This window comes from Rhizobium sp. LjRoot30 (assembly GCF_964253915.1).
In the GTDB taxonomy this organism is placed as follows: domain Bacteria; phylum Pseudomonadota; class Alphaproteobacteria; order Rhizobiales; family Rhizobiaceae; genus Metarhizobium.
The window spans coordinates 358031-384412 of record NZ_CAXUSG020000004.1; the positions used below are offsets into that span (position 1 = coordinate 358031).

A 26382-nucleotide genomic window follows, 5' to 3' on the forward strand; every position below is an offset into this window, starting at 1 on the left:
GGGTCACTCCGGGAATTTCGAGACGACGATGAACATCGCCGTGCCGGCCAGCAGCGTCACCAGCGAATAGGTGTAGAGGCTGAGCAGGAAGGGTTGGAACAGCATCAGGAAGCCGATGGCGATGATGGCGGTGGCGATGTTTTCCATCGGCCCGCGCCGGAGCAGGAAGGGGCGCTTGCGGCGGGCGGGGTGCGGTGTTTCCGGAAGATGGCTCATTTGCGTACCGCCCCGAATGTGATGCCGCGCAGCAATTGCTTGCGCAGGAGGATGGTGAAGACGAGGATCGGGATCAGGAAGATCGTCGTGCCGGCGGCGACCGCCGGCCAGTCCTGCCCGCCTTCGCCGATGATGGTCGGGATGAAGGGCGGTGCTGTCTGCGCCTGGCCGGAGGTCAGGAGTGCCGCGAAGGCATATTCGTTCCAGGCGAAGATCAGGCAGAAGATCGCGGTGGCGGCGATGCCGGTCGTCGCCTGCGGCAGCACCACCTTGCGGAAGGCTTGCAGTCGCGTATAGCCGTCGATCATCGCCGCTTCCTCGTATTCGCGCGGGATCTCGTCGATGAAGCCCTTGAGCAGCCAGACGGCGAGCGAGACGTTGACGGCGGTATAGAGCAGGATCATGCCGAGCGCGGTGTCGGACAGGCCGAGTTCGCGGTACATCAGGTAGATCGGGATGGCGACGGCGATCGGCGGCATCATGCGCGTCGACAGGATGAAGAACAGCAGGTCGTCGGCAAGCGGCACCTTGAAGCGCGAAAAACCGTAAGCTGCCAGCGTGCCGAGGAAGACCGCCAGGAAGGTCGAGCCGAAGGCGATGACCAGCGAGTTGATGAAGCGCGGCAGGAAGTTCGACGGGCCGGCGATCACCATGTTGCGGCTGCGGGTGATCTCGTCGCAGGTGCCGGACGGCGGACCGAGCGACTGGATGTATTCCGGCGTCTGCCGCGTGCGGGTGGTGAACAGGTTGCAATAGCCTTCGAGCGTCGGCGAAAAGACGATCTTCGGCGGATAGCTGATCGAATCCGGTGGCGACTTGATGCTGGTGAGGAAGATCCAGACGAGCGGCACCAGGGTGATCAGCGCGTAGATGACGACGATGGTGCCGGCGATGCGCTTGCTGTTGACGCTCGGCTCGACGACCGAATGGGCGGCGTTGCTGGTGCTCATCGCTGTTTCACCTTGTTGAGGGCCTTCACATAGATGTTGGCGAGGCCGAACACCGCAACGAAAAGCACGATGGCGAAGGCCGAGGCGCGGCCGGTGGCCCAGCTCTCGAAGGCCTCGCGCTTGAGTGTGATGGAGGCGACTTCGGTGGTCGAGCCCGGCCCGCCGCCGGTCAGAAGCGTCACCATGTCGAACATCTTGAAGTTCTCGATGCCGCGGAAGAGCACCGCGAGCATGATGAAGGGTAGCGCCATCGGCACGGTGATCGACCAGAACTGCCGCCAGGGCGAGGCACGGTCGACTTCGGCCGCCTCGTAGATGTAGTCGGGGATCGAGCGCAGGCCGGCAAGGCAGATCAGCATCACATAGGGCGTCCACATCCAGGTATCGACGATGATGATAGCCCAGGGCGCCAGCGAGACGCTGCCGAGCATCTGGATCTGCGACGTCGGGATGCCGGAGAGAAACGAGACGGCGTAGGCGAACAGGCCGATCTGCGGCTCGTAGAGGAAACGCCAGAAATTGCCGACCACGGCCGGCGACAGCATCATCGGGATGAGGATGACGGTCGTCCAGAAGGCATGGCCGCGGAATTTCCGGTCGATCAGATAGGCGAGCGCAAAGCCGATGACGGTCTGCAGCAGGATCGTCCAGAAGACGAAATGCGCCGTCGTCTGCATTGCCTGCCAGATGTCAGGATCGGTCAGCACGCGTTCGTAGTTGCGCAGGCCGACGCCTTCGACATTGGCGTTCGGCCGATTGGCGCGGAAATTGGTAAACGACAGGTAGATCGCCCAGATCAGCGGGAAGATGTTGATGGCGAGAAGCAGGGTGATGGCCGGGGCGATGAACACCCAGGCGATCGACCGGTCCGACAGGCCGCGTACCTTGACGGCGATCGGTGGCGGGGTTGCCCGCGCTGCGGCTTCGGCCGCCTTGTCGACGATGGAAGAATTGGACATGCTCAAGATGGTTCACCTGGTCTTGATGGGCATGGGACACGGAGGCGGTCCGGCCGGATGCCGGTGCGGGCCGCCTCGTGGATGAGATCGTTGAGTTGGGCAGAGCGTGGCAGCCTTTTCCCCTTCCCCCCAGCGGGGAGAAGGTGGCCCGAAGGGTCGGATGAGGGGGAGCCAAACCGACGGGTCCTGCCGTGTGTCCCCCCTCATCCCGCTACCGCGACCTTCTCCCCGAGGGGAGAAGGAGGCAGGGGGCACCCTCTTGTTCCACTATTCTGCCGATGCCGCTCAGATCTTGCCTTCGTCCTGGAAGACTTCGGTCCAGTCGGCGACCAGGCCGTCGAGCGCTTCCTGTGCCGTGCCGTTGCCGGCGATGACGTAGTTGTGGACGCGCTTCTGCATTGCCTGCAGCAGTTCGGCATAGGAAGGTTCCGCCCAGAAATCCTTGACGATCGCCATGGAGTCGAGGAAGGCCTGGGCATAGGGCTGGCTCTTGGCGAAGTCGGGCGCCTCGACGACCGCCTTCAGGCAGGAGAAGCCGCCGAGCTGCCACCACTTGGCCTGCACATCAGGCTGGGCGAACCACTTGATGTATTGCAGCGCCGCCTCCTGCTTGTCGGAATAGGAGACGACCGAGATGCCCTGGCCGCCGAGCTGGGCGAAATGTTCCTTCTCCGCCGGATTGGGGAAGAAGCCGATGCGCTCGCCGCCGACCTTCTCGTCCTTGTAGAGGCCGGGCCAGGTGAAGGCGAAGTTCATTTGCATGGCGACTTGGCCGGATTTGAAGGCGTCGGCCGATTCCACCATGTAGACGTTGGAGCTGCCGGGCGGCGTGCAGCAATCATAGAGCGACTTGTAGAATTCCAGGCCCTTCACCGCATCGGCGGAGTTGACGAAACCCTGCATCTCGTAGGACTTTTCCGGGTTGTCGTACTTGAAGCCCCAGTCGTAGAGCACGTTGGTGACGCCCATGGTGATGCCTTCCGAACCGCGCTCGGTATAGATCGAGGCGCCGTAGACGGTCTGGCCGTCGATCTGGCGGTTCTGGAAGAATTCGGCGATCTGCTTCAGCTGGTCGTAGGTCTTCGGCGCATCCAGCTTCCAGCCGTATTTTTCCTGGAATTCCTTCTGGATCTCCGGCTTCTCGAACCAGTCCTTGCGGTAGGTCCAGCCGACGACGTCGCCCATGGCCGGCAGCGCCCAGTAGTTCGGCGTGTTCTTCGGCCATTGCGAATAGCCCACGACCGTCGCCGGCACGAAGTCATCCATCTTGATGCCTTCCTTGTCGAAGAAGTCGTTGAGCTTGACGTAGTGGCCGTTCTCCGCCGAACCGCCGATCCACTGGCTGTCGCCGATGATCAGGTCGCAGAGCTTGCCCTTGGAGTTGAGTTCGTTGAGGAAGCGGTCGGCGTAGCTCGTCCACGGCACGAATTCGAATTTCATCGTCGTGCCGGTCTTGGCGGTGAAATCCTTCGACAGTTCCACCAGCGCATTGGCCGGGTCCCAGGCGGCCCAGCACAGGGTCAGTTCTTCGGATTTCGCCATATTCGGCATTGCCGTCGACAGGAGCAGCGCTCCCGCCAGCCCGAGCAGGGTCTTCGATCCAGTTTGCATGCGTTCCTCCCAGAACAAATGCCAGCCCGCGGCCGGCGTTGCAAAGTCACCCTTCACACGATGCCGCCCACGACCCTCACTCTGTCGTGTTTAGCAATATGTTTAGTGATATGGATTTTTATAAACATTGCAAGCAACAATCGTCGCTGCGCCGCACACGACAAAGGTGTGGGGCCGCAAAACCTTGATGCATGTCAGGTTACGGTGGCGAAAAGCCTATTCGTCGTGGGGACGGATGCGCCAATAGCGGGAACTGCGCCTCATGCGTCGGTCGGCGAGCCAGGAGGCGACGACGAAGCCGGTGCCGAGGCCGAGCGCCAGCGAATACCAGTGAAACGGGATATAGACGAGATACCAGACCCACAGCACCACGACGAATGCCAGGACTCCCAGCCACGGGCCGACGCTGCGGTCGGTTTGCGGTTCGTCGGGGTCATGGTCGATCTGCGGCATGGGCGCACATTTGCGTGGCCGCCGCGATTTCGTCAAGGCCTTTCAGGGCGATGCGGAGCGTCAAGCAGGCGCAGGTGAGTGCACCCGGACGGCTGTCGCGACCGCCGGGGAGGGGCGGCCGCGACAGAGGGCATCAGGCTTGGGCAAGGGCTGTGGCGATCGTGTCCTTGAGGGCCAGGCGTTGTTTGCGCAGCGCCGTTTCCGCATCGTCGGACAGCGGTTCGATACGCGTTTCCGACCTGTGGATGCGGTCGTTCACGTCGTCGTAATCCTCCAGCGTCCTGGCAAACCGGCTGTCTTTTGCCTTGAGGGCGTGGATGGCGTCGAGCTGGCCGGGAAATTCTTCGCCCAGCGTGTGCGGTGTATTCGACATGTCGTCTCCTTGTCGTTGTCGGAGCCGATCATAGGACGGGGGCGGTGGGCAGGGCTTTGATCGAGCGCAAAGCGACGCCGTGGGAAATGCCGCACATCAATAGTCCTTGTCATCGGGAAATCGCGGCGGTCTGTCGAAGAAAAGCACGATTGCGAGCGCTGCGACCAACGTGTTGACGATAGCCTTGAGCATGATGATCCTCCGAGCAAGATTGCTCACAGGCCGGAGGGTGGCATGGGCATTTCGCCCGACCTGTTCCTTTGGATACAGGCCGTTTGCCCGCGCGACGTTGACTTCCAGCCGTTCAGTTTTCTGTCAGCAAGCCTCTGCATGGTCCGCCCGATTTCGAAGACCCTGAGAGCAGTGATGACAGCGACACCGATCAAACGCATTTTTTCCAACCGTCCGACAATCGGCAGCGTACCCTTGAGCGTCATGGCCGCCGTTTATGTGCTTTTCGCCACCAACTATACATTCTGGTACCGTGCGGCGAACTATCTGGCGGATGATCAGAGTGCGCTGATCGCGCTCGCCGTCGGGCTGTCGGCGGCCTTCATCGCGCTGTTCACCGCGCTTTCGACGAAGTATCTCATCAAACCCGCCTTCATCGCGCTCATCATGGTGGGAACGCTGGCATCCTGGTTTACCGACCGGTTCGGCGTGGTGATCGACATCGACATGATCGGCAACGCCGCCGAGACGACGGAGGCGGAGGCCGGTCACCTCCTGACGACGGGCTTCTTCCTGCATGTCCTGCTGGTGGGCATCGTGCCGTCGCTGTTGATCGCCTGGATCCGCATCGAGCACCGCCCGATTCTGAGCAAGGTCGGGCGCAATCTGGCGCTGATCATTCCGTGCCTGACGGTGTTTACGGTTGCCGGCTACGGTCACTTCAAGACGTTTGCCGCCACTTTCCGCGAACACAACGATCTCATGAGCATTCTCAATCCCATCATGCCGGTTGCAAGCGCGGTCAAGTATGCCGTGCGGCAGACTGAGGAACGGCATGTCGTCGTGCAGCCCCTCGGGACGGATGCGCGCCGCCTGGTCGCGGAAAACGGATCGACCAAGCCGCGCGTGCTCATCCTCGTTGCCGGCGAGACGGCGCGTGCGGCGAACTTTGCGCTGAACGGTTATGGCCGGCAGACCAATCCGGAGCTCGAGACGCAGGACATCACCTATTTCCCGGATACGGTCAGCTGCGGCACGGCGACGGCCGTTTCCCTGCCGTGCATGTTTTCGGTCTATGGCCGTGATGACTATACCCACGAGAAGGGACGCTCGACCGAAAATCTCATGGACGTGCTGACCCATGCCGGCATCAAGGCGGAATGGTGGGACAACAATACCGGGCCGAAAGGCATCGCCGACCGCATTGCCTCGGTGAACCTGTCCACCTCCGGCGACACGCGTTTCTGCGTCAACGACGAATGCCAGGACGGTATCTTTCTCGATCGCCTCGATGCCTGGCTCGATAGCGTGAAACAGGACAGCGTGCTCGTGCTGCATCAACTCGGCAGCCATGGGCCGGCCTATTACCAGCGTTATCCGGAGGCGTTCCGGCATTTCAAGCCGGATTGCCGTACCGCCGAATTCAGCAAGTGCACGCCGGAAGAGATCGTCAACGCCTACGACAATTCCATCCTCTATACCGATCATATCCTGTCGGCCTTGATCGACAAGCTCAAGGGCCGGTCGTCGACGCTCGCCGGCGCCATGGTCTATGTCTCCGACCACGGCGAGTCGCTGGGGGAAAACGGCATATACCTGCATGGTGCCCCATACGTCTTTGCGCCGGCCGAACAGACGCATGTGCCGTTCCTCGTCTGGCTGGACCAGGATTTCGCTGCCGCCTTCGGCCTCGACCGTCCGTGTTTCGACGGCTCGTCCGTGCAGCCGCGCTCGCAGGACAATCTGTTCCATAGCGTGCTCGGCATGATGAACGTCTCCACCAAGGCTTACGATCGTTCGCTCGACATCTTTGCCGCCTGTGCCGGGAAGCCGACCTCCTGACCGCTGCACTTGACGCACGTGCCATGAACTCGCTACGGCATTGCTCTTACAGCAAGGATGCCGGCATGAGAGTTCTTCTGGTGGAAGATGATGCCATTCTCGGCGAAGCCGTGCACGACCACGTCGCCGCCAATGGCCATGCCGTCGACTGGTTCCGGCTGTTGGACGATGCGCGCAGCGCGACGCTGACCACCCAATACGGGCTGATCCTGCTCGACCTGCGCCTTCCCGATGGCAGCGGCCTGGAGCTGTTGCGGGTTCTGCGGGCGAAAGGCGATGCGACGCCGGTGATCATCCTGACGGCGCATGACCAGATTTCCGACCGCATCGAAGGGCTGAACAGCGGTGCCGACGACTATCTGGTGAAGCCGTTCGACCTTGGGGAACTGACGGCACGCATGCTCGCCGTCTCCCGCCGGCATGGCGGCAATTCCGTTTCCCTCATCCGCCTTGCCGGCCTGGAGATCGACCAGCGTTCGCGAAGCCTGCGTGTCGATGGCCGCGAGGTGCCGCTCAGCAGCCGCGAATGGTCGGTACTCGACACGCTGTGCGGCCGCATCGGCGCCATCGTCTCGAAAGCGCAGATCGAGGAAGCGCTGTATGCCTTCGGTTCGGAGATCGAAAGCAACACGGTGGAAGTCTATGTCAGTCGCTTGCGCAAGAAGATCGGACGAGACCGGGTGCAGACCGTGCGCGGCGTCGGCTACAGCCTGAAATGAAACGAATGGCAAAACGCAGCTTCAGCATCACCCGCCGCCTGACAATCACCCTCACCGCCGTCGTGACCGTGTTCTGGCTGATGGCAGCCGGTTTCGGCATGATGGTCATGCAGGACGAATTCACCGAGATATTCGACAGTTCCCTGAAAGAAACCGGCGAGCGCCTGATGCCGCTGGTCGTCGACGACCTGTTGCAGCAGGAAGCCTCGGGCGGCCCGCGCCGGCTGGAGGCGCCCACCATCGCCCATGGCGAGGATTACCTGATCTACCAGGTGCGCGATTCGGCCGGCAGCGTCATCCTGCATTCGCACGATGCGACGCAGGCGCCTTTCGACGCGCCGTTGCAGCAGGGGTTCCACGACACGAGCGACTACCGGATCTATACGGCCGCTTCGGTGGACGGCAGCATCTTCGTCCAGATCGCCGATGCCTTCGACCATCGCAGCGAAGCGATGATCGAGGGTGGTTTTGCGCTGTTGCTGCCGCTTCTGATCCTGTTGCCCGCCAGCATCTTCGCCATCCGCTTTACCGTGCGGCGGCTGCTGTCTCCGATCGACGATCTCCGGCTGGCCATCGGCACCAAGGACGGCGGTAACATGGCGCCGGTCGAAAGAGAGACGCTGCCGCGCGAATTGCAGCCGATCGCCCATTCGGTCAACCTGCTCTTGACGCGTCTGCGGGCCGCGCTGGAAGCGGAGCGGGAGTTTACCGCCAATAGCGCCCACGAACTGCGCACGCCGATTGCCGGCGCCCTGGCGCAGACCCAGCGGCTGGTCGAGGAATTGCCGCCCGGCGCCTTGCAGGGCCGGGCCCGGCAGGTGGAAACATCCCTCGGCAAGCTGGCCCGGCTGTCGGAAAAGCTGCTGCAACTGTCGCGTGCCGAAGCCGGCATCGGCGGTGGCGAACCCGTCGATCTTTCGCCAATCCTGTCGCTGTTCGTCGAAGATGCACGGCGGAGCCCGCTTGGTCAGGGACGGCTCAATGTTCAGCCGGAAACGCTCCCGCGCCTGGAGCGTCCGGTCAATGCGGATGCCTTCGCCATTGTCGTCCGCAACCTGGTTGAAAATGCGCTGCTGCACAGCCCGCCGGACAGCCCGGTCGAGATCGAGCTTCAGCCGCAGGGCGTGATCCGCATCCTCAACCGGGGAGCGGCTCTGGCTCCCGACGTGCTGGCCGGTATCCGCAGCCGTTTCAGCCGAGGACCGACAACCGCCGCGGGTTCCGGCCTCGGCCTTGCCATCGTCTCCAGCCTCGTGGAGCAGATGAATGGCGAGTTGCAGCTTCTTTCTCCCCCGGACGGACGTCGCGACGGTTTCGAGGCAAGGATCGTTTTGACCGCTCGCTGACGGCTGAGCATCCGCACTACGGATATTGGTGGATCGTGTGGGGGTCTTTCCAAGCCGCATATTGCGGCCGGGCTTTCAGCTCGTGCGCGCGGCTGAGGGGGATCAGCGCCAGGACAGCCGCGAATGTCGCGCCAATGACAAGTATTGGAAGATTCTTCAGAAACATCGGCCACCCTGTGAATGGGATGGTTCTGCACGGTTTTCCTGACACGCAGCTGAATATCGAACTGACGATTTTTGGGGAGGATCGTCGGCGATTTCAGCAGGCGCAAAACCCTGAAGGTACAAAAGCGAAAAAGGCCTCCGATTTCTCAGAAGCCCTGGCTTTTCAGCGAATTAGGATGGTGGGCGTGACAGGGATTGAACCTGTGACCCCTACGATGTCAACGTAGTGCTCTCCCGCTGAGCTACACGCCCATCCGATGAGGCGCATACATCACAAAACCGGTTGGAGCGTCAACTGCTTTTTTTCCGGTTTGTGATGATTTTTTGAAAAGCCCTAGGCCACAAGGAGTTTGTTGACCTCGTTGACGAGGTCGCGCAGGTGGAAAGGCTTGGAAAGGACCTTCGCATCCTTCGGAGCCTTCGAATCAGGGTTCAATGCAACGGCCGCAAAACCGGTGATGAACATCACCTTGAGGTCCGGATCCAGTTCCGTCGCCCGGCGGGCCAGCTCGATGCCGTCCATTTCGGGCATGACGATGTCGGTCAAGAGCAACGAGAAGGGCTCTTCGCGCAACCGGTCGTAGGCGCTCGCCCCGTTGTCGAAGGAGGAGACCTTATATCCTGCTTTTTCCAGGGCTTTGACCAAAAAGCGACGCATATCGTTGTCGTCTTCGGCGAGAAGAATTTTCTGACTCATCAAATTGACCGTTATTCGATTCTTATAGGGGTGTATCAGCGCATCAAGATAGATGGCCCGCGGTAAAGATCCGGTGAATCCTGCCGCGTACGCAAACGAATTCACTGGATAGATAGTATGGACTTGCCGTCGGGCAACTGGCAACATACGCGAAGCATCGACTTTATGACATGGTAAAGACAAAAAAGAGGCTGAATGGAGCACATGCCGAGCGATTGCGGCCTGTTCGAGGTCCGGGAACCCGAGGCGCAACGCATTCCTTTCGTCTATAACTCGCCTCACAGCGGCCGCGCCTATCCTGTCGATTTCGTCGAACAGTCCCGTCTTGATCCATCCTCGCTCCGCCGGTCCGAAGATCATTTTGTGGATGAACTGTTTTCCTCCGCCGTCGAACTCGGCGCCCCGCTTCTCCTCGCCCATTTTCCGCGTGCCTTCGTCGATGTGAATCGCGAGCCTTACGAACTCGATCCGCGCATGTTCGACGGCAGCCTGCCGCCCTATGCCAATATCGGCTCGGTGCGGGTCGCCGGCGGGCTCGGCACCATTCCGCGTATCGTCGCCGAAAACATGGAGATCTATTCGAGGCGCCTCTCCGTCGAGGAGGGGCTGGCGCGGGTCGAGGCGATCTACAAGCCCTACCATGCCTGCCTAAGGCGGCTAATTGCCCGTACGCACGTGCAGTTCGGTTTCGGGGTGCTGATCGACTGCCACTCCATGCCGGGCAACATCCGTGTCGCCGGCAGCAACATCCGGCCGGATTTTATCATCGGCGACCGCTACGGCACCAGCGCCTCTGCCGATCTGTCCCGCACGGCCATGCACATTCTCGAAGATCTCGGCTTCACCGCCGTGCGCAACAAGCCCTATGCCGGTGGTTTCATCACCGAACATTACGGACGCCCGGCGCGGGGCTTGCACGCGCTGCAGATCGAGGTGAACCGGTCGCTGTATGTCGATGAGACGAGCCTGCTGAAACGCCCGCAATTTCCGGCGATCGCCGCAGCGATTGCGTCCTTCATGCGGCAGATGGCCGATTATGTCGACCTCTATGCCTCGCACGGCGCCCTGGCCGCCGAATAAGGCGCATCTTCCCCGGATACCTTCGAAACAGGCTGCGCCGCGGGCAAAAAAAACCGCGCTTTGCGGCGCGGCTAAGTCTAGGGAGGAAACACCCAAGGAGGGTATTTACAGTCAGAAGACTGTGAGTGAACAATAATTTTGCACTGCACAAATGTCAAGCAGAAATGTGGCTTTTGTGTTGCGATGCCAAAAGTGCGCCTGGTGGTCGTGCTGCATTTGCAATCGCGCGCTTTTGCTCTAATGAATGCTGACCCCTCCCTGTTGCCGGATTTCCCCATGTTTCCAGATCGCGCTTTCTTCTACCGACTGGCGGATGCCGCCAAGGCCGAAACCCTGCCGCGTTTCCGCACGGGGCTTGATGTCGTCAACAAGCAGGCCTCGGGTTTCGACCCGGTGACCGAAGGTGATCAGGCTGCGGAGGCTGCGATCCGCGCGCTCATAACCGAGCGTTTTCCCGAGCACGGCATCCTGGGCGAAGAGCATGGCAATGTCGGCCTCGACCGCGACCACATCTGGGTCATCGATCCGATCGACGGCACGCGCGCCTTCATTTCCGGCGTGCCGGTATGGGGAACGCTGATCGGCCTGCAGGATAAGGGCCGTTCGGTGATGGGGCTGATGGACCAGCCGTTTACCGGCGAACGCTATTTCGCCGATGGTACCGCCTCCTGGTATGCCGGTCCGGACGGCGAGCGGCAAATTCACACGCGCGATTGCGGCGCGCTATCGAACGCGATCATGTTCACCACGTCGCCGCATATGTTCGTTGGCAACGATATCAACCGCTACCGTGTCATTGAGGACCGGGTGCGGCTGTTCCGCTATGGCATCGATTGTTATGCCTATGCGCTGCTGGCGGCCGGCCATATCGATCTGGTGATCGAGACCGGCCTGAAACCTTACGATGTCGGCGCACTGATCCCGCTCATCGAGCAGGCCGGCGGCGTCTTCACCAATTGGGAGGGCGGCCGTCCGGAAGCCGGTGGCAGGGTCATCGCTGCAGGCAGTGCGGCGGTGCATCGCGAGGCGCTCGACCTTCTGGCCGGCTGAGAGATTTCAGTCCGCCAGGGCGGTCGGCTGTTCGACGGCGTCGCTGCCGGGAATGAAGGCATGGATCGCGGCCAGCGCCTGGGCGCGATAGACATCTCTTTCTTGCAGGATCTCGTGGCGTGAGCCGTAGACCGTCACCAGCTGCGAAGCGCGGAAATAACGGGTCAGGCGTTCCTGCACGGCATAAGGGATGACGCCGTCGAGTGTCGGCGCAATCACCAGCGACGGGATGCGGATACGTGTCAGGTGTTCAGGCCGGGTGACACGGCGGATCGCCGTCACCGCCTCGCGCAGCCAGAGCGCTGTGGGCAGGCCGATGCCGAGTTCGGGGTGATTGACGAGGAAGGTGGCATTGCGGTTGAAGCGCCGCTCGTCGCTGGTCAGCGGATTGTTCTCGAAGCCGGAACGGATGGTCTTGCCGCCGACCTGCAACTTGCCGAGGCCGGCGAAGCAATAGAGCCGCGCCAGGCAATGAATAGCCGGCAACGACAGCGAGCGATGGGCGATGCCGATGAACGGCGCACATAGCACCATGCGTTCAATGCGGCTTTCCAGCCGGGCGGCGGCGGAAAGGGCGATCAGGCTGCCGGTGGAATGGCCGAGCAGGAAAAACGGCATGCGCGTATCCGGCAACACCACGTCTTCCAGGAAGGTCAACAGGTCGCGTTCGTAATCGGAGAAGCGGCGGACATGGCCGCGCATGCCGTCGCGCAGCAACCGCTGTGAACCGCCCTGTCCGCGAAGGTCGTAGGTGGCGACCCAGAGACCCCGGTCGTTGAGATCGCGGATCGTCTCGAAATATTTCTCGATGCATTCGTTGCGACCGCCCAACAGGACCACGGTCCCGCGCGCCGGCACGACAGCCGAACGGAACACGCCGTATCGCAGCCGGGTGCCGTCATGGGCGGTAAAATAGGAAGCGGTGTAATTGTCCGGTGCCGGATTGTCCGGCGTGGCAAAAAACGTGGCGCCCATGAATTCGGATCGTCCTTCTGCAAGTCGGCAGCGGCCTTCTGTGCCTTGAGCCGTATCGTAACAGCAAAAAATTAAAAGAAAAAAGGCCGGCCACGCGAACTTGAGGGGGGAGGGGGAGCGTGGGCCGGCCGGAAGAGGACTGAAGGGGGACGTTTACTTCAGTCGTCAGGAGCAGTCCGCTCCCAATGACGACCTTTTTAGCGCGGTGAAGCTGAACCGGCGCCGAAGAGGCCATTCATGTTGGGTTCATGCCGGAAAATGCGGAAAAAACCTCTTGAACGGCCCAAAAGACATCCCCATCTCTTGGGAGCGGGCGCCAATAAGGGTCCGCAGAGAAATGCTCCGCCATCGCCCCATGCGGGATGCCGGATGTTGAAAACCGCAAACCGTCGCTCAAAGGAGGACACCATGCGTCACGTTGATTTTTCCCCCCTCTACCGTTCCACCGTCGGCTTCGACCGCCTGTTCAATATGCTTGATGGCATCGGCCAGCCGGAGCAGGCGCAGACCTATCCGCCCTACAATATCGAGCGGACCGGCGAGAACACCTACCGCATCACCATGGCCGTTGCCGGTTTCGACGAAGCTGAACTCAGCATCGAAGCCCGCGCCCATGTCCTGACCGTCAAGGGTGAAAAGGCCGAAGAAACCGCCGGGGAAAGCGAATACCTCTATCGCGGTATCGCCAAGCGTGCCTTCGAGCGCCGCTTCCAGCTCGCAGACCACGTCGAAGTCAAGACCGCTTCCCTGAAGAACGGCCTTCTCCATATCGATCTTCTGCGCAACATTCCGGAAGCGATGAAGCCGCGGCGCATTGCAATTGCTGCCGAGCCGGTCGAGACAACGAAGGCCATCGAAGGCAATGTGGTGAGCGAGCAGCTCACCCACTAACATCCTCCCAAGGTGAGACTGTATGGCGGCGTCCCGTTGGGGCGCCGCTTTTCGTTTCAGGCCTTGGCGACGGCAGGCGTGTCGGTTGCGGCGAGCGCGCGCCTGCTGGCGTAACGCTGGGCGATGACGGCGCAGGCCATCAGCTGGATCTGGTGGAACAGCATCAGCGGCAGGACGATGGCGCCGATCGACTGGCCGGCAAAGATGGCGCTGGCCATCGGCACGCCGCTCGCCAGGCTCTTCTTCGAACCGCAGAAGGTGATGGTGATCTCGTCCTCCTTGGAAAAGCCGAGCAGGCGGCTGCCGAACATCGTGACGCACAGCACGATGGCGAGCAGGACGATATCGAGGACAACCACGGCGCCGAGCTCCAGCGCCGAAAAATTGTGCCACAGCCCTTCCACGACGGCTTCGCTGAAGGCGAGGTAGACAACCATCAGGATCGAGCCGCGATCGACCGGCGTCAGCAGTTTTTTCCGGGCGCGGATCCAGCCGCCGATCCACGGCTGCAGGATCTGGCCGACGACGAAGGGGGCGAGCAATTGCAGCAGGATCTGTTCCAGCGCGTCCAGCGAAAAACCGCCATGGCCGCCGATGGAAAACAGCACGCCGACCAGCAGCGGCGTCAGGAACATGCCGAAAATGTTGGACGCCGATGCGGAGCAGATCGCCGCCGGTACATTGCCGCCTGCCATCGAGGTGAAGGCGATCGAGGATTGTACCGTCGAGGGTAGAACGCAGAGGAAGAGGATGCCGGTATAGAGCTCCGGCGGCAGCACAGACGGCACCAGCACGCCGGCCGCCAGGCCGAGGATCGGGAAAAGCACGAAGGTGGAGGCGAGGATCGCCAGATGCAGCCGCCAGTGCAGGATGCCGGCAACGACGACATCACGCGGCAGCCGCGCCCCGTGCAGGAAGAACAGCAGGGCGATGGCAATCTTGGTCGCCACGCCGAAATAGTCGGCGAAAGCGCCGCTCGCCGGCAGCAGCGAGGCAAGGATGACGGTGCAAACCAGCAGGATGGTAAAGGTATCGGGGAGAAAACGGCGCATGGGCGTCTCGCGGCGTTGATCGAGTTTTCCGTGCATCGCTCATTATGATAAAGGATGCAAGGAATAACAGTTATCGTAAAACCGGATGATGATATGCTCGACCTCACGCAATTGCGCAGTTTTGTCGCTGTCGAACAGTTGGGCAGCTTTACGCTGGCCGCCGAGCGTCTCGGGCTTGGACAGTCCACCGTGAGCCAGCATATCCAGCGACTGGAGACGGCGCTCGGGCGCAGGCTACTGGCCCGCGACACCCACCGGGTGGTGCTGACCGGGGATGGCGAGGCGCTGCTCGGCCACGCCCGCGCCTTGTTGTCGATCGAAGGGCAGGTGCAGGCGCTGTTCAGCGACAGCAGCCTGCGCGGCAGCATTCGCCTCGGTGTCTCCGAGGATTTTGTGACCAGCCAGTTGCCGGCGGTGCTTGAGGATTTCGTCCGCTCCCACCCCTCCGTCGACCTGGAATTGACGGTGGCGCTTTCCGGCGTGCTTTACGAGATGCAGGATAATGGCGAGATCGACCTGGTGCTGGCCAAGCGCCGGCTGGGCGATGCGCTGGGGCGGCTGATCTATCGCGAACCGCTGGTGTGGCTGGCACGCGATCCCGAACATGTATTGTCCTCCGGCCCGCTGCCGCTGATCGCCTTTCCGCCGCCGAGCGTCACGCGCGCCATCGCGCTGGAGGCGCTCGGCCGGCATCAGGTGCCGTGGCGGATCGTCTGCACCTGCGGCAGCCTGAGCGGCCTGACGGCGGCGGCGCTGGCCGGCATGGGTGTGCTGGTGCAGCCGCGCAGCATGGCGCCGGCGGGCCTGAAGGAGATCGCCCCGGAAAAATTGCCGCCGCTGGAGGATGTCGAATTCGTGCTGGTGCCGCGCAAGGGGGCGGACCAGGCACTGGTTTCGGCACTGTCGGAGGATATTTTGCGCAAGGTCCGCGGTCTGCGGTTGGGGGATGCACGGGGGTGAGGATGGGATTTAGGGCGCCTTGCGGCGCCTGGCCCTCACCCTAACCCTCTCCCCGTTTTGACGGGGAGAGGGGACGTGCCCCACCCAATGGTCAAAGCCAGGCAAAACGGTGCGGCATATCCCCTTCTCCCCGTCAAAACGGGGAGAAGGTGCCGGCAGGCGGATGAGGGGCTTCTCAGCCCACCAACCCAAAACCTCACCCCGCCAGGCACGCCAGCAGACCGTCCACATCGTCCTTGCTTGTTGCAAAGCTGGTGACGAGGCGGATGAGCATTTCGTTGTCGCCGAGCAGATCAGGCGTCTCTGCCGGCACCGGCCAGTCGTAGAATTTCGCGCCGCGTTCCTCGGCGGTCTTGGCCGCATCCTTGGTGACGACGGCAAACACTTCGTTGGACACCGTGTCCCAGGCGAGCCGCGCCCGGTTGGAGGCGGAGAGGCCGGCGCGCAGTTCGTCCGCCATGCCGTTGGCGTGGCGGGCAAGGTCGAGCCAGAGGCCGCCCTTGAAATAGGCGTCGAACTGCGCGGCGATGAAGCGCGACTTGGAGAAGAGCTGCGCCGAGCGTTTGCGCAGGAAAGGCATCTCCCGCGCCATCTCCGGCTTGAAGAACACCAGCGCCTCGGCGCACCAGCAGCCGTTCTTGGTGCCGCCAAAGGACAGAATATCGACGCCGCGTTTCCAGGTCATGTCGGCTGGCGTCGCATCGAGCGAAACCAGCGCATTGGCGAAGCGGGCGCCGTCCATGTGCAGCGGCAGGTTATGGGCGCGGGTGATCTCGGCAATCGCCTCGATCTCGTCGAGCGAATAGACCGTGCCGATCTCGCTCGCCTGGGTGATGGTGACGGCAGTCGGCTGGCCCTGGTGCACGGCGCCGGGTGGAAAGCGGCCGATCTTCGCCTTGAGGTCGGTCGGATCGATCTTGCCATGCGCGCCACCGACGGCAACAAGCCGGGCCGCGCCGCTGAAAAATTCCGGCGCGCCGCATTCGTCGGCCATCACATGCGCTTCGTCATGACAGAAGGAAATGCCGCCGGGGCGGGTGACGCTGGCCAACGCCAGCGAATTGGCCGCCGTGCCGGTGCCGACGAAAAAGACGGCGACATCGTGCTGGAAGACGTCGCGAAAATGGTCCTCGACCTTCCGGTCGAGATCGCTGGTGCCATAGGCGGAGGCAAAACCGCCGGACTCCTGGAAGAGACGTTCGGCAATGAGGGGGTGGGCGCCGGCCCAGTTGTCGGAAGCGAAAAACATGAAATCTACCCGGCTGGAAATCACGGAAAGTGCGATCGGCGGACGACCTTAAGGGAAAGTCCGGTACATGCAATCTCTCGCCCGGCTTGGGTGGGGCAAAAACCCAAGTAAGCAATCAAAGGGAAGATTATTTGCCGCAAGTGAAATATTCTTTCGTCTTGTTTTCAAATGTCGCAATCTTCCGTCTCTATCGGTGGATATTTTTCCGTTTGCACCCTTGCGGTCCCGGCCCGTTTCTGGCATAGAACGATGGAAATAGGACAGGTTTGCTGTCCTATTTCGGTCTTGGAGGCCGAAATGCGTGGAAGGCGCCTTAACCTTAGGGCAATTCGCGCTATAGTCTGCCGATCTCGTACCCTCGGTGCGATTGAGGCGATGCAAGGCAAGATCCGCCAAGGTGTGTGCCGGAAGGCAGGCCGAGCCAGCGGGTTCAATGGAAATGCAACGCAGTTGTTACGCGCCGGGTCCAGAGTAACGGGTGCCGCGCGGAACACGGGTCTGCCCGCGGCTTGCGGGCTTCGAACGGAGGGAAGACGATGACGAAGATGACGCCGTCAGAAGGTTTTGGGCAGATTGTCGAAAGCGAGATCAAAGCCGCCGACAAAACGCCGGCCCGTCCCACCGGCCTTCCGCGGAAACAGGGCCTTTACGATCCGCGAAACGAGCACGATGCCTGCGGCGTCGGTTTCATCGCCCATATGAAGGGCAAGAAGTCGCACCAGATCGTCCGTGATGGCCTGTTCATCCTCGAAAACCTGACGCATCGCGGTGCTGTCGGTGCCGACCCGCTGATGGGCGACGGCGCGGGCATCCTCGTGCAGATCCCCGACCGCTTCTTCCGCGAAGAAATGGCCAAGCAGGGCGTCACCCTGCCGAAGGCCGGCGAGTATGGCGTCGGCCATATCTTCATGCCGCGCGACGACAAGCAGATTGCCCACTTCAAGGCGATCATCAAGCAGGTGGTCGAAGAAGAAGGTCAGGTGCTGATCGGTTACCGCGACGTTCCGGTCGACAATTCGTCGCTGTCCAAGGCGCCTGATATCGCCGCCACCGAGCCGCATCACGTGCAGATCTTCATCGGCGCCGGCAAGCGGGCCGCCGCGAACGACGAGTTCGAGCGCCGCCTCTTCACCCTGCGCAAGGTGATCTCCAACCGCATCTATGCCGAATTCGAAGGTGCGGAGAGCAATTTCTACCCGGTGTCGCTGTCGAGCGCGACCATCGTCTACAAGGGCATGTTCCTGGCCTATCAGGTCGGCGCCTATTACAAGGACCTGTCGGATCCGCGTTTCGAGTCCGCCGTCGCCCTCGTGCACCAGCGGTTTTCGACCAACACCTTCCCGTCCTGGAAGCTGGCGCATCCCTACCGAATGGTCGCCCACAACGGCGAAATCAACACACTGCGCTCCAACGTCAACTGGATGGCGGCACGCCAGGCCTCGGTATCGTCGCCGCTGTTCGGCTCCGACATCGAGAAGCTGTGGCCGATCTCTTATGAAGGCCAGTCGGATACGGCCTGTTTCGACAACGCGCTCGAATTCCTCGTGCGCGGCGGTTATTCCATGGCCCATGCCGTCATGATGCTGATCCCGGAAGCCTGGGCCGGCAACCAGTCGATGTCGCCGGAACGCAAGGCGTTCTACGAATATCACGCCGCCCTGATGGAGCCGTGGGATGGCCCTGCCGCCGTCTGCTTCACCGATGGCCGGCAGATCGGTGCGACGCTCGACCGCAACGGCTTGCGTCCGGCCCGTTATCTCGTCACCGATGATGATCGCGTCATCCTCGCTTCGGAAGCCGGCACGCTGCCGGTGCCGGAAGAAAACATCGTCCAGAAGTGGCGCCTGCAGCCGGGCAAGATGCTGCTCATCGACATGGAGCAGGGCCGCATCGTCTCCGACGACGAGGTGAAGTCGCAGCTCGCCACCAAGCATCCCTATCGCAACTGGCTGGACCGCACCCAGCTTATCCTCGAAGAGCTGAAGCCGGTGGAGCCGCGGGCGTTGCGCCGCGACGTGTCGCTGCTCGACCGCCAGCAGGCGTTCGGCTACACGCAGGAAGACACCAAGCTCCTGATGTCGCCGATGGCGACCACCGGGCAGGAAGCGATTGGCTCGATGGGCACCGACACGCCGATTTCGGCGATGTCGACCAAGAACAAGCTGCTCTACACCTATTTCAAGCAGAACTTCGCGCAGGTCACCAACCCGCCGATCGACCCGATCCGCGAAGAGCTGGTGATGAGCCTCGTCTCCTTCATCGGTCCGCGTCCGAACATTCTCGACCACGAAGGCATGGCCAACGCCAAGCGCCTGGAAGTGCGCCAGCCGATCCTGACCAACGGCGACCTGGAAAAGATCCGCTCCATCGGCCACACCGAGGATCGTTTCGACACCAAGACGCTTGATTTCACCTACGACGTTTCCCGTGGCTCCGAGGGCCTGCCGGAAATGCTCGACCGGCTGTGCGAGCGGGCGGAAGCCGCCGTTCGCGGCGGCTATAACATCATCGTGCTCTCCGACCGCCAGGTCGGACCGGACCGCATCGCGCTTCCGGCGCTGCTGGCAACAGCGGCCGTGCACCACCACCTGATCCGTAAGGGGCTGCGCACCTCGGTCGGCATCGTCGTCGAATCCGGCGAGCCGCGTGAGGTGCACCACTTCTGTCTCCTCGCCGGTTATGGCGCGGAAGCGATAAACCCGTACCTGGCTTTCGACACGCTGCTCGACATGCATGCCCGTGGCGAGTTTCCCAAGGAGGTCGATGCCAGTGAAGTTGTCTATCGCTACATCAAGGCGGTCGGCAAAGGCATCCTCAAGGTCATGTCCAAAATGGGCATCTCGACCTACCAGTCCTATTGCGGCGGCCAGATCTTCGACGCCATCGGCCTGAAGTCGGAGCTGGTCGACAAATATTTCTTCGGCACGGCCACGACCATCGAAGGCGTCGGCCTGGAAGAGATTGCCCGCGAGACCGTGGCACGCCATGCGGCTGCCTTCGGCAAGGATCCGCTGCTGGCCAAGACGCTCGATATCGGCGGCGAATATGCCTTCCGCATGCGCGGCGAGGACCACGCCTGGACGCCCGACGTCGTCGCTTCTCTGCAGCATGCGGTGCGCGGCAATGCCGAGGATCGCTACCGCGAATTCGCCGAGATGGTGAACGCCTCGTCGCTGCGGCTCAACACCATCCGCGGCCTGTTCACGATCAAGAGCGCCGAGGCACTCGGCCGCAAGCCGGTGCCGCTCGATGAAGTCGAGTCCGCTGCCGATATCGTCAAGCGTTTCTCGACGGGTGCGATGTCCTTCGGCTCGATCAGCCGCGAGGCGCATACGACGCTGGCGATCGCCATGAACCGCATCGGCGGTAAGTCGAACACCGGCGAGGGCGGCGAAGAATCCGATCGTTACCTGCCGCTGCATGACGGTTCGGCCAATCCGGAGCGTTCCGCCATCAAGCAGGTGGCCTCCGGCCGCTTCGGTGTCACTACGGAATATCTCGTCAACGCCGACATGCTGCAGATCAAGGTGGCGCAGGGTGCCAAGCCCGGCGAAGGCGGCCAGCTGCCCGGCCACAAGGTAGATGCGACCATTGCCAAGACCCGGCATTCGACGCCGGGCGTCGGCCTGATCTCGCCGCCGCCGCACCACGATATCTATTCGATCGAAGATCTGGCGCAGCTGATCTATGACCTGAAAAACGTCAACCCGACGGCGGATGTTTCGGTCAAGCTGGTGTCGGAAGTCGGTGTCGGCACGGTTGCCGCCGGCGTCGCCAAGGCGCGCGCCGACCATATCACCATCTCCGGTTTCGATGGCGGCACCGGCGCTTCGCCGCTGACCTCGCTGAAACATGCCGGCAGCCCCTGGGAAATCGGCCTGGCCGAAACCCAGCAGACGCTGGTGCTGAACGGCCTGCGCTCGCGCGTCGCCCTGCAGGTTGATGGTGGCTTGAAGACCGGCCGCGACGTCATCATCGGCGCCTTGCTCGGTGCCGACGAGTTCGGTTTCGCCACGGCGCCGCTGATCGCCGCCGGCTGCATCATGATGCGCAAGTGCCATCTGAACACCTGCCCGGTCGGCGTCGCCACCCAGGATCCGGTGCTGCGCAAGCGCTTCAAGGGATCGCCGGAACACGTCGTCAACTACTTCTTCTTCATCGCCGAAGAAGTGCGTGAAATCCTCGCTTCGCTCGGCGTGCGCAGGCTGGACGAGATCATCGGTGCGTCCGAACTGCTCGAAAAGGACGGGATGATCGCGCACTGGAAGACGCGTGGCCTCGATTTCTCGAGGATCTTCCACAAGGTGGAGGCTCCGAAGGAAGAGACCTACTGGACGACCCGCCAGAAGCATCCAATCGACGATGTCCTCGACCGCACCCTGATCGAGCAGGCGGAAGCCGCCCTGACCTCGAAGACGCCGGTTGCCTTTGCTGTGGACATCAAGAACGTCGACCGTTCGGCGGGCGCCATGCTCTCCGGCGAAGTGGCGAAGCGTTTCGGCCATCGCGGGCTGAAGGACGACACCATCCGCGTGACGCTCAACGGTACGGCCGGCCAGTCCTTTGCCGCCTTCCTGGCACAGGGCATCACCTTCGATCTCGTTGGTGACGGCAACGACTATGTCGGCAAGGGGCTTTCGGGCGGCCGCATCATCGTCCGTCCGCCGGCGAACTCACAGATCGTCGCGGAAAAATCGATCATCGTCGGCAACACCGTGATGTACGGCGCCATCGCCGGTGAAAGCTACTTCAACGGCGTGGCCGGCGAACGTTTCGCGGTGCGCAACTCTGGCGCCATCGCCGTCGTCGAAGGTGTCGGTGACCACGGTTGCGAATACATGACCGGCGGTGTCGTCGTCGTCATCGGCGAAACGGGCCGCAACTTCGCGGCCGGCATGTCGGGCGGTGTTGCCTATGTGCTGGACGAAACGGGTGACTTCGCCAAGCGCTGCAATATGGCGATGGTCGAGCTTGAGCCGGTACCGGAAGAAGACGACATGCTGGAGAAGCTGCACCATCACGGCGGCGATCTCATGCACAAGGGCCGCGTCGACGTGTCGGAAGACATGACGCGCCATGACGAGGAACGTCTCTACCAGCTGATTTCGAACCACCTGCACTACACCGGTTCGAAACGTGCCAAGGAGATCCTCGACAACTGGGCCGAGTTCCGCCCGAAATTCCGCAAGGTCATGCCGGTCGAATATCGCCGGGCGCTCGAGGAAATGGAGCGGATGCGCATGGGCATCGCGGCGGAGTGATCCTGTCGGGATCGCACGTTTCCGATGCTGCCAGGCACTGCGGCCGCCTTCGGGCGGTCGTGTCTGTCGCCGGCGGCAACGTCGTCATGAAATTGAATGTGCCGGATGCGTCTTTGGGTTTGCGCTTCCAGGCACCGGTGTCCAGCGGACACACTGCTTCGAAGAGGGAAGTAATATGGGCAAGGTAACGGGTTTCCTCGAAATCGATCGCCAGGTGGCGAAGTATCAGCCGGCGTCGGATCGCATTCGCCATTTCCGCGAATTCACGATCCCGATGTCGGAACCGGAAGTGCAGAAACAGGCCGCCCGTTGCATGGACTGCGGCATCCCCTATTGCCATGGCCCGACCGGTTGTCCGGTGCACAACCAGATCCCGGATTGGAATGACCTCGTCTACAACAACAACTGGGAAGAGGCGATCCGCAACCTGCATTCGACCAACAACTTCCCGGAATTCACCGGCCGCGTCTGCCCGGCGCCCTGCGAGGAAGCCTGCACGCTGAACCTTGAAGATGCGCCGGTGGCGATCAAGACCGTCGAACAGGCCATCGCCGACAAGGCCTATGAACTGGGCTTCATCGTGCCGCAGCCGGCGACGGTGCATACCGGCAAGAAGGTCGCGGTCATCGGTTCCGGTCCCTCCGGCCTTGCCGCCGCCCAGCAGCTTGGCCGCGCCGGTCATGAGGTGCATGTCTACGAGCGCGAATCCAAGGCCGGCGGCCTGCTGCGCTACGGCATTCCCGACTTCAAGATGGAGAAGAACTTCATCGACCGTCGTGTCGAGCAGATCAAGGGCGAGGGCGTCACCTTCCACTACGGCGTCAATGTTGGCGTCGATATCAAGGTCGAGCAGCTGCTCGCCGATTATGATGCCGTGCTCTATTGCGGCGGTTCGGAAACGCCGCGCGAAGCCGGCATCCCGGGCGTCGATCTTTTCGGCGTGCATGACGCCATGCCCTATCTGGTGCAGCAGAACCGCCGCGTCGGTCGCGAAAACATCGACAGCGTCGGCTGGCCGTCCGATCCGATCCTCGCCGGCGGCAAGCACGTTGTTGTCGTCGGTGGCGGCGATACCGCTTCCGACTGCGTCGGCACCGCCTTCCGTCAGGGCGCCGTCAAGGTAACCCAGCTCGACATCCGTCCGCAGCCGCCGGAAAAGGAAGACAAGCTCGCCGTCTGGCCGTTCTGGGCGACGAAGATGCGCACCTCCTCGTCGCAGGCCGAAGGCGCCAACCGCGAATTCCAGGTCGCAACGCTGGAATTCGTCGGCGAGGACGGACAGCTGACAGGCGTGAAGTGCTGCGAGGTGGATGAGCGCCGCAAGCCGATCGCCGGCACGGAATTTGTCATCAAGGCCGACCTCGCTTTCATCGCCATCGGCTTCAGCGGCCCCTTCACCAACAGCGTCCTGAAGGACCTGGAAGGCAAGTTGACGCTGAACGTCGACCGCCGCGGCTCGACCAACGTCGTCGCCAACGAAAAGGACTACAAGACCTCGGTCGACAAGCTGTGGACCGCCGGCGACGTTCGCCGCGGCCAGTCGCTGGTCGTCTGGGCGATCCGCGAAGGCCGTCAGGCTGCGCGGGCGATCGACGAGGCGCTGATGGGATCGAGCATCCTGCCGCGGTAAGCGGAAGACATCGCCAAGCTTGGCATGTCGGCCGCCTTTAGAGCAATTCCAGCAAAAGTGCGCAGCGGTTTTGCTGGAATTGTGTAGAAACAAAAGGATAGACCGCTTCTCCGTCATGCTCGGCCTTGTGCCGAGCATCCAGGCACGCCAAGTAGAGCCTTTGCCGTAAACGGCTTGGCGGGCGAAGTCAGATCCTCGGGACGAGCCCGAGGATGACGTCATCAAGGAAATTGGTGGCTTATCGACAAATGGGCGGATGGGTCGTCGGGCGCCGCGGCGCTTTCCGCAATTGCTGGATGGCTTTTACTTCATCCGATAGTCGTCGATGCGCCCCGCCGGCGCCGCTTCCATTTCGCCCTTTTCGATCAGCAGCCGGCGGGCGGACTGGTCGAGCATGACCGGCATGGCGCGGGCGCCCAGCAATTCCTTGCCGCCGTCGAGTTCGGGGTCGATCAGGCTGATCGGCTGCGTGCGGACGATCCGGTTGTTTTCCGCCGGCGGCAGGTTAATCAGCTCGGGCAGATTGCTGGCATCGAGGCGAACGAGTTCGGGCGACGTCGTATCGCCGAGAAGCCGCTTGGCCGATTTTTCGACATAGAAGGCGAGCTTGCGCCGGCCGGCGCGCGTCAGGTTCAGGCCGTCGGAATTGCGCAGGCGCACCTGCTGGCCGTTGACGTCCGAGCCGGTGATGACGAATTTTCCGTTCTCGTCGACAAAACCGTCCCACACGTCGATGAATTCGCCGCCGGCACGCTCCACCTGGGTGCGGAACAGGCCGTTGAACTGCAGGACATCGGCGGTCATCGACGGTGACTGGAAGGCCGGCAGGCCGACCCACAGCAGCGGCAGATTGCGGGAACGCACGACAGCGGCCAGTTTTGCGGCGCGGTTTTCGTATTCTTTCAGCCAGGCGTCCGTGCGGAATTTTTCGCGCGTGCCACCCACCGACATCTGCTGCCGGTCGTTGGTGCCGATCATGATCACCACCATCGCCGGCTTGATTTCGTCGATGAAGATCGGCAGCTGCGCCTGCCAGTCGTAGTGGTCGTCGCGCACCAGGCCGGAAGCGACGCTGTTGCGATTTTCGATGACGACATTCGGCGAGGTTTCGAAGGCGGCCGTCAGTCCGTCGCCAAGGCTGTTTGCCAGGAAATCGCCGACCACGAGGATCTTCTTGGCGTTTTCCGCCTTGGTGACCGGTTGCGGCTTGTTTTCGTTGGTCGCGGTGGATGTGCTGGCGGCAGGGTTGCGCTTGCGGTTGCGGTTGCGCGTTTGCCGCGGCGTGGTGATCTCCTCGACCGAGGCCTTCTTGGGTTTCTTGCCGAACAGCAACTGCAACAGCGTCTTGCGCTCGCCGCGGTCCTGGGCGTAGGCCGGCGGCAGCAGGCAGGAAAAGCCAAACAGCAATGCCAGCAGAGCCGCAAGGCTCCGCTGCATCAGACCCGTCGATGAGGATGAGCGTGTCTTCATCCCGTTTTGATTACGCCGTTCGCCCGGTGAGAGCCAGCGCTATTTTCGGAGCGCATTGAGCAGCGCCTGCGACGGTTCGCCGTTCTGCTCCATGCCGAGGCGCTGTTGGATGCTGGTGATCGCCGCCTTGGAGCCGGAACCGAAATTGCCGTCCACCTCGCCGTCGTAATAACCGAGCGCCTTGAGGCGGGTCTGCAGTTCGAACTTTTCCTTGACGTCGAGCGTGCCGTCCGGGCGTGGCCAACGCTGCTGCATGCCGCCGTAACCGGCGATCTCGTCGGCCAGCAGGCCGACGGCGAGCGCATAGGTGTCGGCGGCGTTGTACTTCTTGATGGTGAAGAAGTTCTTGGTCATCAGGAAGCCGGGGCCGCCGGCGCCCGCCATCAGCTTCAGTGAAGCGCGGTCCTTGCCGTTCTTGAAGCCCTTGCCGCTCGGACGGATGAAGCCGAGCTTTTCCCATTCCGCCAGCGTCAGCGTCTTGCCGGAATATTTGTTGCCGCCCGCGGGCACGACCACTTCGTAACCCCAGGTCTTGCCGCTCTGCCAGCCGTTTTTCATCAACAGATTGGCGGAGGTCGCCAGCGCATCCGGCACGGAATTCCAGATGTCGCGATGGCCATTTCCATCAGCGTCGATGGCATACAGCAGGTAGCTCGTCGGGATGAACTGCGTATGGCCCATGGCGCCCGCCCATGAACCGGTCAGGCCATTGGCGCTGATATCGCCGTTCTGCAGGATTTTCAGCGCGGCGACCAGCTGGGTCCGGGCAAATTTCGCCCGCTTCTTGTCGGCATAGGCAAGCGTGGCCAAAGCGCGCGGAACATAGTGGAGACGGTCTTCCTTCTCCAAAACTGCGCCATAATTAGATTCCATCGACCAGATGGCGAGGAGGATATTTTTATCGACACCGAAATGACGTTCCAGTGCCTTCAGCGTCTGCCCATGCTTGGCGGCCATTTCGCGGCCGATCTTGACGGTATACGGATTGACACGGGAATCGACGTAGTCCCACACTCTCGACTTGAATTCCGGCTGGTAGCGCGCCTTTTCCAGCACGTCCGGATCGGGGTCGGTGACACCGGCAAAAGCTTTGCGGTAGGTCGCGCGGGTAATCCCGCTCTGCGACGCCGTCGCATAGAAATTGTCGATCCACTGCCTGAAACCGGCATCGGCGCGTGCGGGCGCGGGCGTTACGGTCGATGCGACCACGAACGCCAGAGCGAGACCGAGGAGGGAGAACTTTCGATTGTTGGTCATCAACT

General features: G+C 62.1%; 21 protein-coding genes and 1 tRNA gene. 9 read left to right on the top strand and 13 right to left on the bottom strand.

Annotated elements, in window-relative coordinates:
• Nucleotides 1–3 precede the first annotated feature (3 nt).
• From ACSQ3I_RS11475 to ACSQ3I_RS11500, 6 genes are all read right to left on the bottom strand, one after another.
• Nucleotides 4–216 carry a hypothetical protein gene (locus ACSQ3I_RS11475; protein ID WP_435998921.1) on the bottom strand — a complete coding sequence of 71 codons (213 nt, stop codon included), beginning with the start codon at nt 214–216 and terminating at the stop codon, nt 4–6.
• The gene (locus ACSQ3I_RS11480) at nt 213–1166 is read right to left on the bottom strand and encodes a carbohydrate ABC transporter permease (protein ID WP_435998923.1); all 954 of its coding nucleotides are present in this window, start codon (nt 1164–1166) and stop codon (nt 213–215) included. Before ACSQ3I_RS11480 ends, ACSQ3I_RS11475 begins: the two co-directional genes overlap by 4 nt.
• Nucleotides 1163–2131: a carbohydrate ABC transporter permease gene (locus ACSQ3I_RS11485; protein ID WP_435998925.1), complete on the bottom strand. Its 969-nt coding sequence runs from the start codon at nt 2129–2131 to the stop codon at nt 1163–1165. Before ACSQ3I_RS11485 ends, ACSQ3I_RS11480 begins: the two co-directional genes overlap by 4 nt.
• Nucleotides 2132–2410: 279 nt before the next feature.
• Nucleotides 2411–3736, bottom strand: a complete 1326-nt coding sequence (locus tag ACSQ3I_RS11490) for an ABC transporter substrate-binding protein (protein WP_435998927.1) — start codon at nt 3734–3736, stop codon at nt 2411–2413.
• Nucleotides 3737–3952: 216 nt separating this feature from the next.
• A complete protein-coding gene (locus ACSQ3I_RS11495; RefSeq protein WP_435998928.1) occupies nt 3953–4225 on the bottom strand; it encodes a hypothetical protein in 273 nt (90 codons plus the stop codon).
• A 97-nt stretch (nt 4226–4322) separates the two neighbouring features.
• Entirely contained in the window at nt 4323–4562 is a 240-nt protein-coding gene (locus ACSQ3I_RS11500; protein WP_435998930.1) for a YdcH family protein, read from the bottom strand.
• A 366-nt stretch (nt 4563–4928) separates the two neighbouring features.
• Between ACSQ3I_RS11500 and ACSQ3I_RS11505 the strand changes: the two genes are divergently transcribed.
• The 3 genes from ACSQ3I_RS11505 to ACSQ3I_RS11515 all read left to right on the top strand — a co-directional run bounded on the left by ACSQ3I_RS11505 (nt 4929) and on the right by ACSQ3I_RS11515 (nt 8640).
• A complete protein-coding gene (locus ACSQ3I_RS11505; RefSeq protein WP_435998932.1) occupies nt 4929–6575 on the top strand; it encodes a phosphoethanolamine transferase in 1647 nt (548 codons plus the stop codon).
• 65 nt (nt 6576–6640) lie between these two features.
• Entirely contained in the window at nt 6641–7294 is a 654-nt protein-coding gene (locus ACSQ3I_RS11510) for a response regulator transcription factor (RefSeq protein ID WP_435998933.1), read from the top strand.
• A 5-nt stretch (nt 7295–7299) separates the two neighbouring features.
• Nucleotides 7300–8640, top strand: coding sequence for a sensor histidine kinase (locus ACSQ3I_RS11515; RefSeq protein ID WP_435998934.1), 1341 nt, complete (start codon nt 7300–7302; stop codon nt 8638–8640).
• Between the two features lie 342 nt (nt 8641–8982).
• On the opposite strand, the gene ACSQ3I_RS11520 is transcribed toward ACSQ3I_RS11515, so the two are convergent.
• A tRNA-Val gene (locus ACSQ3I_RS11520) sits at nt 8983–9057 on the bottom strand.
• An 82-nt stretch (nt 9058–9139) separates the two neighbouring features.
• Entirely contained in the window at nt 9140–9502 is a 363-nt protein-coding gene (gene cpdR1 / locus ACSQ3I_RS11525) for a response regulator CpdR1 (RefSeq protein ID WP_435999009.1), read from the bottom strand.
• A 204-nt stretch (nt 9503–9706) separates the two neighbouring features.
• Between cpdR1 and ACSQ3I_RS11530 the strand changes: the two genes are divergently transcribed.
• On the top strand, nt 9707–10582 hold the full coding sequence (locus tag ACSQ3I_RS11530; RefSeq protein ID WP_435999011.1) for an N-formylglutamate amidohydrolase: 876 nt from the start codon (nt 9707–9709) through the stop codon (nt 10580–10582).
• A 276-nt stretch (nt 10583–10858) separates the two neighbouring features.
• A complete protein-coding gene (hisN, locus tag ACSQ3I_RS11535) occupies nt 10859–11632 on the top strand; it encodes a histidinol-phosphatase (protein ID WP_435998935.1) in 774 nt (257 codons plus the stop codon).
• Nucleotides 11633–11638: 6 nt separating this feature from the next.
• Here the strand turns inward: hisN and ACSQ3I_RS11540 are convergent, their stop codons facing one another.
• Complete coding sequence (locus ACSQ3I_RS11540) at nt 11639–12607, bottom strand: alpha/beta fold hydrolase (protein WP_435998936.1); 969 nt, start codon at nt 12605–12607, stop codon at nt 11639–11641.
• A 408-nt stretch (nt 12608–13015) separates the two neighbouring features.
• Between ACSQ3I_RS11540 and ACSQ3I_RS11545 the strand changes: the two genes are divergently transcribed.
• Nucleotides 13016–13498: an Hsp20 family protein gene (locus ACSQ3I_RS11545; protein WP_435998938.1), complete on the top strand. Its 483-nt coding sequence runs from the start codon at nt 13016–13018 to the stop codon at nt 13496–13498.
• Nucleotides 13499–13554: 56 nt separating this feature from the next.
• Here the strand turns inward: ACSQ3I_RS11545 and ACSQ3I_RS11550 are convergent, their stop codons facing one another.
• Nucleotides 13555–14550, bottom strand: coding sequence for a bile acid:sodium symporter family protein (locus tag ACSQ3I_RS11550; protein WP_435998940.1), 996 nt, complete (start codon nt 14548–14550; stop codon nt 13555–13557).
• A 93-nt stretch (nt 14551–14643) separates the two neighbouring features.
• On the opposite strand from ACSQ3I_RS11550, the gene ACSQ3I_RS11555 reads away from it, so the two are divergent.
• The gene (locus ACSQ3I_RS11555) at nt 14644–15510 is read left to right on the top strand and encodes a LysR substrate-binding domain-containing protein (RefSeq protein WP_435998942.1); all 867 of its coding nucleotides are present in this window, start codon (nt 14644–14646) and stop codon (nt 15508–15510) included.
• A gap of 196 nt (nt 15511–15706) precedes the next feature.
• On the opposite strand, the gene ACSQ3I_RS11560 is transcribed toward ACSQ3I_RS11555, so the two are convergent.
• Nucleotides 15707–16759, bottom strand: coding sequence for a threonine aldolase family protein (locus ACSQ3I_RS11560; protein ID WP_435998943.1), 1053 nt, complete (start codon nt 16757–16759; stop codon nt 15707–15709).
• Between the two features lie 536 nt (nt 16760–17295).
• On the opposite strand from ACSQ3I_RS11560, the gene gltB reads away from it, so the two are divergent.
• Entirely contained in the window at nt 17296–22020 is a 4725-nt protein-coding gene (gltB, locus tag ACSQ3I_RS11565; protein ID WP_435998945.1) for a glutamate synthase large subunit, read from the top strand.
• Nucleotides 22021–22195: 175 nt separating this feature from the next.
• Nucleotides 22196–23650, top strand: coding sequence for a glutamate synthase subunit beta (locus tag ACSQ3I_RS11570; protein ID WP_435998946.1), 1455 nt, complete (start codon nt 22196–22198; stop codon nt 23648–23650).
• Between the two features lie 303 nt (nt 23651–23953).
• Here the strand turns inward: ACSQ3I_RS11570 and ACSQ3I_RS11575 are convergent, their stop codons facing one another.
• Nucleotides 23954–25087 (bottom strand): SGNH/GDSL hydrolase family protein, encoded by a 1134-nt coding sequence (locus ACSQ3I_RS11575; protein WP_435998948.1) that lies wholly within the window; start codon nt 25085–25087, stop codon nt 23954–23956.
• A gap of 72 nt (nt 25088–25159) precedes the next feature.
• Nucleotides 25160–26377 carry a lytic murein transglycosylase gene (locus ACSQ3I_RS11580; RefSeq protein ID WP_435998950.1) on the bottom strand — a complete coding sequence of 406 codons (1218 nt, stop codon included), beginning with the start codon at nt 26375–26377 and terminating at the stop codon, nt 25160–25162.
• Nucleotides 26378–26382: the final 5 nt, after the last annotated feature.

What these genes read in the sequence shown, in the direction of transcription:
- ACSQ3I_RS11550 (WP_435998940.1), bottom strand. Translation starts at nt 14,550, where the DNA reads ATGCGCCGTTTTCTCCCCGATACCTTTACCATCCTGCTGGTTTGCACC.
- hisN (WP_435998935.1), top strand. Translation starts at nt 10,859, where the DNA reads ATGTTTCCAGATCGCGCTTTCTTCTACCGACTGGCGGATGCCGCCAAG.
- ACSQ3I_RS11555 (WP_435998942.1), top strand. Translation starts at nt 14,644, where the DNA reads ATGCTCGACCTCACGCAATTGCGCAGTTTTGTCGCTGTCGAACAGTTG.
- ACSQ3I_RS11490 (WP_435998927.1), bottom strand. Translation starts at nt 3,736, where the DNA reads ATGCAAACTGGATCGAAGACCCTGCTCGGGCTGGCGGGAGCGCTGCTC.
- ACSQ3I_RS11575 (WP_435998948.1), bottom strand. Translation starts at nt 25,087, where the DNA reads ATGCAGCGGAGCCTTGCGGCTCTGCTGGCATTGCTGTTTGGCTTTTCC.
- ACSQ3I_RS11505 (WP_435998932.1), top strand. Translation starts at nt 4,929, where the DNA reads ATGACAGCGACACCGATCAAACGCATTTTTTCCAACCGTCCGACAATC.
- ACSQ3I_RS11560 (WP_435998943.1), bottom strand. Translation starts at nt 16,759, where the DNA reads ATGTTTTTCGCTTCCGACAACTGGGCCGGCGCCCACCCCCTCATTGCC.
- ACSQ3I_RS11500 (WP_435998930.1), bottom strand. Translation starts at nt 4,562, where the DNA reads ATGTCGAATACACCGCACACGCTGGGCGAAGAATTTCCCGGCCAGCTC.
- ACSQ3I_RS11475 (WP_435998921.1), bottom strand. Translation starts at nt 216, where the DNA reads ATGAGCCATCTTCCGGAAACACCGCACCCCGCCCGCCGCAAGCGCCCC.
- cpdR1 (WP_435999009.1), bottom strand. Translation starts at nt 9,502, where the DNA reads ATGAGTCAGAAAATTCTTCTCGCCGAAGACGACAACGATATGCGTCGC.
- ACSQ3I_RS11580 (WP_435998950.1), bottom strand. Translation starts at nt 26,377, where the DNA reads ATGACCAACAATCGAAAGTTCTCCCTCCTCGGTCTCGCTCTGGCGTTC.
- ACSQ3I_RS11540 (WP_435998936.1), bottom strand. Translation starts at nt 12,607, where the DNA reads ATGGGCGCCACGTTTTTTGCCACGCCGGACAATCCGGCACCGGACAAT.
- ACSQ3I_RS11570 (WP_435998946.1), top strand. Translation starts at nt 22,196, where the DNA reads ATGGGCAAGGTAACGGGTTTCCTCGAAATCGATCGCCAGGTGGCGAAG.
- ACSQ3I_RS11530 (WP_435999011.1), top strand. Translation starts at nt 9,707, where the DNA reads ATGCCGAGCGATTGCGGCCTGTTCGAGGTCCGGGAACCCGAGGCGCAA.
- ACSQ3I_RS11545 (WP_435998938.1), top strand. Translation starts at nt 13,016, where the DNA reads ATGCGTCACGTTGATTTTTCCCCCCTCTACCGTTCCACCGTCGGCTTC.
- ACSQ3I_RS11480 (WP_435998923.1), bottom strand. Translation starts at nt 1,166, where the DNA reads ATGAGCACCAGCAACGCCGCCCATTCGGTCGTCGAGCCGAGCGTCAAC.
- gltB (WP_435998945.1), top strand. Translation starts at nt 17,296, where the DNA reads ATGACGAAGATGACGCCGTCAGAAGGTTTTGGGCAGATTGTCGAAAGC.
- ACSQ3I_RS11510 (WP_435998933.1), top strand. Translation starts at nt 6,641, where the DNA reads ATGAGAGTTCTTCTGGTGGAAGATGATGCCATTCTCGGCGAAGCCGTG.
- ACSQ3I_RS11515 (WP_435998934.1), top strand. Translation starts at nt 7,300, where the DNA reads ATGGCAAAACGCAGCTTCAGCATCACCCGCCGCCTGACAATCACCCTC.